The organism is Paenibacillus plantarum, assembly GCF_013141695.1.
GTDB classification, from domain to species: Bacteria; Bacillota; Bacilli; order Paenibacillales; family NBRC-103111; genus Paenibacillus_E; species Paenibacillus_E plantarum.
The window spans coordinates 113,330-121,194 of sequence record NZ_WHNY01000027.1; the positions used below are offsets into that span (position 1 = coordinate 113,330).

The 7,865-nt window shown below is 48.8% G+C and carries 6 protein-coding genes and 1 riboswitch; of the genes, 4 read left to right on the top strand and 2 right to left on the bottom strand.

Going from position 1 to position 7,865, the window contains the following annotated elements; translation table 11 throughout:
• The first annotated feature begins 135 nt into the window (after window positions 1-135).
• A riboswitch (purine riboswitch) is annotated at window positions 136-232 on the top strand.
• A 61-nt stretch (window positions 233-293) separates the two neighbouring features.
• On the top strand, window positions 294-1,658 hold the full coding sequence (locus tag GC096_RS09275) for an 8-oxoguanine deaminase (RefSeq protein ID WP_171629955.1): 1,365 nt from the start codon (window positions 294-296) through the stop codon (window positions 1,656-1,658).
• Between the two features lie 56 nt (window positions 1,659-1,714).
• On the opposite strand, the gene GC096_RS09280 is transcribed toward GC096_RS09275, so the two are convergent.
• Window positions 1,715-2,068 carry an acetyl-CoA acetyltransferase gene (locus GC096_RS09280; RefSeq protein WP_171629956.1) on the bottom strand — a complete coding sequence of 118 codons (354 nt, stop codon included), beginning with the start codon at window positions 2,066-2,068 and terminating at the stop codon, window positions 1,715-1,717.
• Between the two features lie 111 nt (window positions 2,069-2,179).
• Window positions 2,180-3,694: a copper amine oxidase N-terminal domain-containing protein gene (locus tag GC096_RS09285; RefSeq protein WP_171629957.1), complete on the bottom strand. Its 1,515-nt coding sequence runs from the start codon at window positions 3,692-3,694 to the stop codon at window positions 2,180-2,182.
• A 206-nt stretch (window positions 3,695-3,900) separates the two neighbouring features.
• Here GC096_RS09285 and GC096_RS09290 point away from each other — a divergent pair, with 206 nt between their 5' ends.
• From GC096_RS09290 to GC096_RS09300, 3 genes are all read left to right on the top strand, one after another.
• On the top strand, window positions 3,901-4,440 hold the full coding sequence (locus GC096_RS09290; protein WP_171629958.1) for an NfeD family protein: 540 nt from the start codon (window positions 3,901-3,903) through the stop codon (window positions 4,438-4,440).
• 51 nt (window positions 4,441-4,491) lie between these two features.
• Window positions 4,492-5,937 (top strand): flotillin family protein, encoded by a 1,446-nt coding sequence (locus GC096_RS09295; RefSeq protein ID WP_171629959.1) that lies wholly within the window; start codon window positions 4,492-4,494, stop codon window positions 5,935-5,937.
• A gap of 202 nt (window positions 5,938-6,139) precedes the next feature.
• On the top strand, window positions 6,140-7,630 hold the full coding sequence (locus tag GC096_RS09300) for an HD domain-containing phosphohydrolase (RefSeq protein ID WP_171629960.1): 1,491 nt from the start codon (window positions 6,140-6,142) through the stop codon (window positions 7,628-7,630).
• Window positions 7,631-7,865: the final 235 nt, after the last annotated feature.

Sequence of the window (7,865 nt, forward strand, 5' to 3'; positions counted from 1 at the left end):
GCTTTGATAATATATCCATTAATCAGGAAGCTTATTCCACTTTTCTGAAAAAACATCAAAGTTATTTTCAGACAGCGATAAGCTATTGACGCTTCCTTAGTAGGTGCTCTATACTATTCCTAAATTTAACTAAAGTTTTGTGACAATTTCATAGTTCGTATAACCTCGATAATTCGGTTCGGGGGCTCTACTGGGAACCTAAATCCTAACTACGAACACAATATATGCGTATATTGTGTTTGTGGTTAGGATTTTTTTTGGTTCCCTTATTCTATTTGAGGAGGCTGAAGAGAATGGGTTCCATCTTAATTCAAAATGCGAAAGCGATAGTAACGGTGGATGCAGAAGACCGCGTGTTGGAGAATGCAGATTTGCTGATTGACGGCAATCAGATTGTACAGATAGGGAAGGGGTTATCTCCAAGGGATGCCTCCACGCAACTGATTGATGCGTCCAATATGTTCGTGTATCCTGGCCTCATTAATGTGCATCATCACTTGTATCAGACGTTTACACGTAACCTGCCGCAGGTGCAGAAGCTCGAGCTATTCGATTGGCTCCGCTATCTGTATGAGATCTGGAAAGGTCTTACGCCGGACGCTATCTATCACAGTTCACTAACTGGAATTGCCGACCTCATGAAGAACGGTTGTACGACCGTATTTGACCATCATTATGTGTTTCCCGATCAAAATAGTGAGCATTTCATCGATAAACAGTTCGAAGCTGCTGATCGACTCGGCATACGCTTCGTGGCTTCACGAGGATCGATGACGCTGGGCAAGGATCAGGGCGGATTGCCGCCGATGAGCGTCGTGCAGGACATCCACACGATCCTCGCGGATAGCGAGCGGCTTATTGACCTGTATCACGACGCCAGAGCAGGCTCGATGCGGCAGGTCGTGCTGGCGCCATGCTCGCCGTTTAGTGTGTCCGCAGATATCCTGCTGGAATCTGCGAAGCTGGCCAGAGCCAAAGGCGTGCGCCTCCATACGCATCTCGCCGAGACGAAGAATGAGGAAGCCTATACGCTCGAACGATTCGGCATGCGGCCGCTCGCCTATATGGAAAGCTTAGGCTGGGTAGGCTCCGATGTGTGGTATGCGCATGGCATTCATTTCAACGATGATGAAATGAAGCTGCTCGCGCAGACGAAGACCGGCGTCGCCCATTGCCCCATTTCCAATATGAAGCTGTCCTCTGGCATTGCCAGAGTACCTGAGATGCTGGAGATGGGCATTCCAGTTGGATTGGCTGTCGACGGCAGCGCTTCTAATGATGGCTCGAATCTGCTGGAGGAGCTTCGCGTCGCCTACCTGCTGCACAGGCTTCAATCGAGCGCATTGGCGCCAACCGGCTATGATCTATTGAAGGTAGCGACGAGGGGCGGAGCTGAGATTCTGGGTAGATCCGACATTGGGTCGCTGGAGGTAGGCAAATCAGCAGACTTGTTCATGGTGCACGTGGATCAGATAGACGCTGTCGGAACGCACACGGATGCTAAGTCGTGGTTGGGGACAGTAGGCCTCAAGCGTGCAGTCGATTACACGGTCGTCAATGGCCGTATCGTAGTGGAGAAGGGTAACCTTACGGGTGCAGATGAGGGAAGGCTGTATGAGGACTGTCAGGCCTCCTACCAACGCTTCATCCAGCAATAAGGAAAAAAGCTCGCTCTCTTTACCAAAGTGGCATTGAGGAGCGAGCTTTCAGTTTTTTAGGCAAGCAGGAGAATAACCAAAAGTTCAAAAAGCACGAGTGTAATAATTTGATTATACTGTGCCGGTGTATAGATCGGTCTGTTATGACCTTGATGGTGGCCATGATGGGGGTCCGTATTCAGATACACGTGATGGCCATCTGAATTAATGAGAACACCTTCATGTGTATGCCCATCAATTGTCGTAACACGAATCTTACGTCCCATGTGTGGATGCAGTGCATGCATGACTGCGTCTCTTTTGTGCTTCATCATGTGCTGCCAGTTGGGCTCGGATTGGTACACCACATGATGTCCTTGGTGTCCATGATGTCCTTGCGGCCCTTGCTGATGCATAGGGTTCATATACATAAACGTTCACTCCTTCTCGTTCAGCTGCGCACTCGCAGCAGGCTTTCTGCCTAGGTTCATTACTAGACTATTCAGCTCTACGAAAAGGGTGATCGCCTATATAGAAATTACTTAGTCGCGGTGGATCGTGACGACACGCGTCTCATTGTTAAACGAAACGACGCAGCCAAGTTGCTCAGCAATGAAGCGAATCGGAACAAACGTTGAGTTGTCGGACAATGTAGCGGCACTCTCCAGCTCAGGAACAGCGGAGCCGTTTACAGTTGCTTTTTTGCTATCCAATGTCAAAAGGAGTGTTTTCCCCGTGAGGAAATCAGTAATTGTAACTTGGCGTAGATCACCATTCCAGCCAACCTCAGCACCTAACTGCTCGGAAACAAAGCGAACCGGTACCATCGTCGTGCCATTGGCATTAATGAATGGTTGAGGCGCGTCGTCTTTAGCCCCTGACCCGTCGGTAACCATATTGATATCTTTTTTAGTTACTTGCAGATCGTTTTTAAGCATTTTATAAAGCGTGGATTGCTTATCTAAAGTAGCAAGCACCCTGAAGATTGCCGTAGCATCTGGTTTAAGTTGAAGTGCACCGGCCGTATCTACCTTGCTAGCCGTAACCGGTTTATTCAGATTCCAAGATTCACTCACATAGGAAATCTTAATCGCGGAAGCGCCATTGTTTGATTCTGTCATCGGCATGTTGATCGCAATGTTCTGCTTACGAATTTGTTTGTCACTATCGATGAAAAGATCTGCTTGAAGCGATGCCTTCGCACTAAACATATCTTTCGTTGGATCAATGGAATCCGCCAATCCCGCTAAGTAATTATGGATCGGGGAGTACACAAAGCCGAGCGTCAGATCTTTATTCGTTAGCAGGCCCAAAGTAATGCTTTTATCTCCAGCTGCGATCTGTTCTTGAATCACAGGAGCAAGTGCATCGTACAATTGGCTAAGCACTTTTTTGAGGCCAGCTTCGTCGGCAAGAACGTTAGCTAGCAGCTTTTGCAGAAGGGAAGCTAATTCTGTGCCGCTAAGCTCTACATGTGCTTTTTGTAACGAAAGCGATTCATTATTAACTTTATCTGTTACCGAAGTAATCGCTAGATTAGCAGGATCCGTGGTATTCGCCAAAATAAGTTCAATGAGTCCTGATTTAATCTCAAGTAATTTATTGCCGAATTGCTCTTGGATGGACTTAGGTAAGAAACTTAAGAAAGAAATATCAGCCCCGCCTAAAAGATCAATAACGATCGGCTGTTTCGCACCTTCAATGCTAAGGTTGATCTTCGTACCCTCCATGGCAACGTTGAAAGGGATGGTACCATTACTGTAAATAATCTTCCCTTCAGCAGATAGACGTTGGCTATCCTGCGTTTTTACTGCGAGCTCAATCTTCACATCCTTCAGGGCTGCAAGTGCGGCTTTTTCCCCCGCAGATAGCTTAGACGTATCGCCTGGGACAAGCTCAAGCTGCAAAGTACCTTTCGACTCGGAAGACTTCACATTCGCGCCATTCTGAACGGCTTTCGCCAGTTCCAAACCTTGTATTGATTGACAACCCGTTAGCGTCAACATCATGATTACCAGCGCTGCCGAAATTAACCAAGTCCATTTTTTTGAATGCATGGGATAATCTACTCCTTTTGTTTTAATAGATTTAACGATAAGTCATCGAATGATTATACGCAAGTAGTATGAGAAGGATGCGTTTTGTGTGTTTAAAATTAATGAGGGGGAATTGCTGTCCTTCTTATGTGATAAAAAGGGATTTTTCTTTGAAACGAAACCTTTTATTCCCAATTTCGTCTACATTTATGTGGGAGGTAAAGCTTATGATGACGATGTTTATTGTTTGTTTTTTTGTAGGTCTCGTACTTACGTTGCTCATCACACTTTTCGGTGTGGACAGCTTTGAGCTGCATGGCGATGCAGGTGGTACACATGGACACGGGCATAGTAGCCCATCTTGGTTCAATATGTCCTCATTGCTCGCGGGTTTGACGGTGTTCGGAGGTATGGGGTACATCCTTAACAAAGTTGGCATGACAAGCGGTTTACTGATTCTTCTCTTTGCGATTGCTGCCGGGATAGTGATGGCGTGGCTCTTCTTTCTTTTGTACGCCAAGGTTATTTATAAGCATGATGACAGCATGAAGGAGAGCGATTTTGAGCTCAGTGGTCAGTTGGGGAAGCTTACAGTTCCGATTAGGGGCAAAGGAATGGGTGAAATGGTGTATGTGCTCCAAGGAACCACGCGCTCTATCAGTGTTCGTTCTGAGAATGGCGAGTCCCTGGCGAAAGGGACGAAGGTTGTTATTTTGAACATGAGCAAAGGTGTGGCTACAGTGACGGAATTTAGTGAATTTGAATAGCCAGTTCTTGCTTCAAACAATACAGAGGAATGACAGGGAGGTAGGGCAGGAATGATGTATTCAGTGCTTATCATGGTTGTTGCCATTGTGGTTGTTGTTTTTATCTTACTAGCTTCAATTGTAAAAGCGTATAAGAAAGTGCCGCCGAATGAGGCAATGATCGTGTTTGGTTTAGGGGGCAAAAGAGTCGTGCAAGGCGGCGGGACGTTCGTCATCCCTGGTTTTCAGAGTTACAAAACCATCTCGATGATGCTCACAAGTTTTGACGTGAAGCCAGACCAGCCGATGTTTTCACTGCAAGGTATTCGTCTCAAAATTGAAGCTGTCGCTCAGATCAAAATCCAGAGTGATCCCATCGCGATCGCAACGGCTTCCGAGCAGTTCCTTGATCATTCGATGGCGGAGCGGGAAGCGATGATTTTGCACTCTGTCGAAGGGCATTTGCGGGGATTAGTCGGGCAATTGACGGTGGAATCGATCCTCAAGAACCCAGATGAACTCAATAGTAAGATGAGGGAAACGTGTTCCGAGGATTTGGATAAAATGGGACTCAACCTCATTTCCTTCGTGCTGAAACGGGTAGCGGACGATCAAGGCTACATCGAGAATTTGGGTGTACCTGAGGTGGAGCGGATTCGCAAAAGCGCGAGCATTGCCAAAGCGGAAGTCGAGCGAGACATCCAAATCCGGCAGGCGGATACGGAGAAGGAGTCGGCCATTCGCAAGGCGGAAGCCCATCAACTGACGATTGAAGCGGAGAGCGCGGCGTCGGCGAAGGAAGCCCAGTACCGCAAGGAGCTCAGCATGAAGGAAGCGGAGTTCAAGCAGGAGACGACGAGTCGTCAGGCGGAAGCGGATTTGGCTTATGAATTGAAGCAAAAGCAAATTCAACAGCAACTCGTGACGGAGCAGGTACGGATCCGTCAGATGGAAGCGGAGGCGAACAAAACCGTTCGCCAGATCGAGGTCGAGCTGAAGCAGAAGGAGCTCGAGGCTTCTGTTATTAAACCAGCCGAAGCAGAGAAGCTGGCGGCTATCATGCGCGCCGAGGTGAGCAAGCAACGGCAAATCCTTGAGGCTGAGGCGGATGCGGAGTCGACGAGAAAGCGCGGCGAAGCTACGGCGGAAGCGGAGCTCGCCAAAGGGAAGGCGAACGCGGAGGTCGTGCGCCTAGCAGGGCTTGCGGAAGCGGAGGCGCTGGAGAAAAAAGCCGAGGCCTACAAGCAGTACACGCAGGCGGCGGTGACGGTGGAAATTCTCCGCATCCTGCCGGAGCTGGCGGAGAAAATTGCGGCGCCGCTGAGCAACGTGGATAAGATCACCGTGATCTCACAGGACGGTTCGACATCTGGCGTCAACCGGATCACAGGCGATATTGCCAAAATGATCGCGCAGGTGCCAGAGATCACCCAGACGCTCACAGGCAAAAGCGTGACCGACTTAGCACGCGCGTTCCTTGGAAATGATGCTGACCCGACGTTGAAGCGGGAAGAGTAGGGAGGGGCTGCGCCGGGCGCGGACCAAAAATCGAAGCTACACTCTTAACTGTAGAGTGTGGCTTTTTTCTTTTGCCAGAACAGCGAGCAAGTTAGTTGATTCTACTAGAGATATCAAGCGAATTTTACCAGATTACGGTACAATAGAGGGGATGCGAGTCAACTTCGCAGTGAAGAAAGTTTTGGATAGAGGCGGGTGTTGTATGCTGATATATAGGAAATTTCTACGTGATCTTTTACGAAATTATATGATGGGTTCGGGTATTGCTGTGCTTGTTGTAGGCGGGGTCATTATTTCGACGACGCTCACGATATCGGGCGTTGAATTGTTCCGCCTATTAATTATTATGATTTTATCGTTATGTGTCATGATGTTTGCGGAGTTTGTGATATTTCGGAGGCATATTGGGCCAATTCGCGAAATGATGGGGCAAGAGAAGCCATCGCTGGAAATTATTCGTGCAGCCTATTTACAGACGCATCGCTTTCCAGCTTTATCGGTGATGCGGATCATGGGGCCGCACTTTTTGGGGCTATCGATTCCGGCAATGACCATGGCGAGCTTAGGGATTACGTGGGGTTGGTTGACACTGCCTGTTTTTTACATTGGGCTGGCGGGTATCGGTGCCATACTGATTGCTAGTATGCATGCGTTGCTTGAGTTTTTCACGACGGCGCAAGCCATTCGGCCCATGCTGATCCATATACGTGAGTTAGGGCAGCAGTTTCATGGGGAGGACGTCTCGTTGGATGGGCGCGTCATCGTGTCAATTCAGCGAAAGTTTCAGCTGAGTGCGTTTCTCATCGGCACGATGCCGCTGTTTCTTTTTAGCTTAGCAACGCAGATTCGGTTGAGCACAAGTGTGGACTCGTCCCAGCTGATCGCTGATTATTGGAAATGGGCGGCAATTATTCTGTTGCTGGGCGTTGGCTTCTCGTCATTGGGAGCACGCCTGCTGGCTAGTGATATTCAACAGCCCATTGAGGATTTACATCGTGTAATGAAGCAAGTACAGTCCGGTGATCTCAAAGTTAGGGCCTCTGACTTATACTCGGATGAGTTCTCGCGGTTGATTGCGGGCTTTAACCATATGGTGAAGGGCCTCGATGCCCGTGAAAAAATGAATAATCAGCTCCTGCAAAGCTATTACGCTACACTTGCGGCAGCTCTCGATGCGCGAGATGCTTACACGGCAGGGCATTCAACGCGCGTCGCCAAGTACTCTTTGTTAATTGGACAAGCGGTTAACCTGAGCGAACAGGAGCTGGACTGGTTGTACAAAACAGCGCTGCTGCACGATATCGGCAAAATCGGCGTCCGCGATGCGGTGCTGTTAAAGGATGGCCGACTAACCGACGAGGAATTCGAGCAAATCAAGCGTCACCCGGATCTGGGTGAATCGATTTTGAAACAGATTGAGCCTGCTGAGGCGATGGCTCCCTTGCTTCCAGGCGTGCGCTCGCATCACGAGCGCTACGACGGCGCTGGATATCCGGATGGCCTGAAGGGCCAGGATATCCCGGTGTTCGGCCGCATCATTGCAGTGGCCGATGCGTTCGATGCGATGACGTCCGATCGTCCGTATCGGAAGGGCATGCCTGTCGAGAAGGCGATGGCCATTCTCGCGGACGGGAAGGGGAACCAGTGGGATCCCCGTTTTGTTCAGGGCTTTATGGATGCGTACAAGGACTAGTTGCTGAGAGTGGTCGTCAGGAGGCTGCAGGGGATTAGGTAGCTGAGTGGCTTGTAGAGACAACTAAATGGAAAACATACAGCTAATTCAGCGATATTTCATGGAATCAGACGAATAGATGGAAAAAGTACAGTTAAAATGGCTGGGATTGGTGAGTTTACCGATTTGGGCGTGAATTACCTACAGGAAATCCAGTTATTCTCACGCATGAGTGAAAATCAGCAGAATTAGCTAC